The sequence below is a fragment of the Mesorhizobium sp. M2A.F.Ca.ET.039.01.1.1 genome, assembly GCF_003998035.1.
In the GTDB taxonomy this organism is placed as follows: domain Bacteria; phylum Pseudomonadota; class Alphaproteobacteria; order Rhizobiales; family Rhizobiaceae; genus Mesorhizobium.
In genome coordinates this window covers 1-1,322 of sequence record NZ_RZRY01001157.1, presented here as the reverse complement: position 1 = coordinate 1,322, position 1,322 = coordinate 1, and the positions used below count along the sequence as shown (strand labels likewise).

1 protein-coding gene and 1 pseudogene are annotated in these 1,322 nt (G+C 61.8%); both read left to right on the top strand.

Annotation, left to right across the window (positions count from 1 at the left end; translation table 11 throughout):
- Positions 1 to 114: 114 nt before the first annotated feature.
- Entirely contained in the window at positions 115 to 840 is a 726-nt protein-coding gene (locus tag EOA24_RS38145; RefSeq protein WP_127410837.1) for a hypothetical protein, read from the top strand.
- Positions 841 to 984: 144 nt separating this feature from the next.
- Positions 985 to 1,322 (top strand): annotated as a pseudogene (locus EOA24_RS38140) (Tn3 family transposase); the annotation flags it as partial.

Genomic DNA, 1,322 nt, shown 5'->3' with positions numbered 1-1,322 from the left:
GACCATTTCCTTGAGGGAAACATTCGCGGACCGGCGGGCCGTGTCGACATCGTTTACCAGCGGCTGATCGCGATCAGCACCCTCGAAGCGCGCTGACATGACCTTGCAAATCCAGTGGCATTGCCGCCAACGCGGACGGCCGACAACCGAGACCATGCAGGCATAGGCATCCGCGGCGACGCCGTCCTGGCCATCGTTCTCGATGGATCGACGTCGGGTTCGGCCAGCGGCGATTTTGCGCGCGAGATTGCACGTCGTATGGTCGACTGGTTCGTAGCCGGGACTGAAGAGGTGACCGCCAACACCGCGATCGCCCAGCTTCGCATGACCCACGCGACGCTCGCGACAGACTTTCGCACCGATTCAGCCAGCTACTGCCTTCTGCACCTTGAAGAGACGGGCCCAGCGCTGGTGTTGCATGCAGGCGATTGCCTCGTAGGCCGACTAAACGAGGATCGACGGATCGCATGGCTGATGCAGCCGCATACGCTCGCCAACCCGCTGCTGCCCGTAGTGATCGAGAGTGTCGCGAAGGACCCCGCGCGGCAAAGGCTCACGCGTAGCTTCCGCTCGAAGCGCTTCATTGCTCCGGATCTGAATTCGATCCAACTCGACGACCGGCCACTGCTGGTTGCGACAGACGGCTTCTGGGCGGAACTTGAAGCGCACCAGCAGGTCGCCTTCGTCGAAGGGTTTGGTGGGGCGGTCGAACAGGACCGCGACGATTGCGGTGCTCTCTCGATTCTTTGCGGCAGGTCTGGACCTGGGATCGAGCTCATTGATGTCGGGGCGGCGCCGAACCTTTATGTTCGGGCGGACAAGCCAAATTTACGCCGATAGCTCGCGACGGAGCAGCAGTGGCAACCCCAACCCTTTTCACTTTTAGCTCACGATTGCGCTCTTCTTTTTTCTGGCCCTAAATGGGCCTCGGCGCCCGGAAATTTCCCCGGCCCGTAATCTCGCGCAGGCTGGCCGCGCCGACCAGATGGGACCTTGCGGATCGACCGGTTGACGGCGGACGTTCCGGACAGCGCTGAAGACCTGATACTCGATCTCTATCGCCGAATGCCGCCCGTACGGATCGCCGACATCCTTCTCAAGGTCGATGCCGCCCTCGGCTTCACCGACGCCTTCACCCATCTGAGAACCGGGGTGACGTGTGACGACCGGATCGGTCTCCTCAACGTCCTGCTAGCAGAAGGGCTGAACCTGGGTCTCCGCAAGATGGCGGAGGCCACAAACACGCATGATTACTGGCAGCTCTCACGCCTTGCCCGCTGGCATGTCGAAAGCGATGCCATGAACCAGGCGCTGGCCGTGGT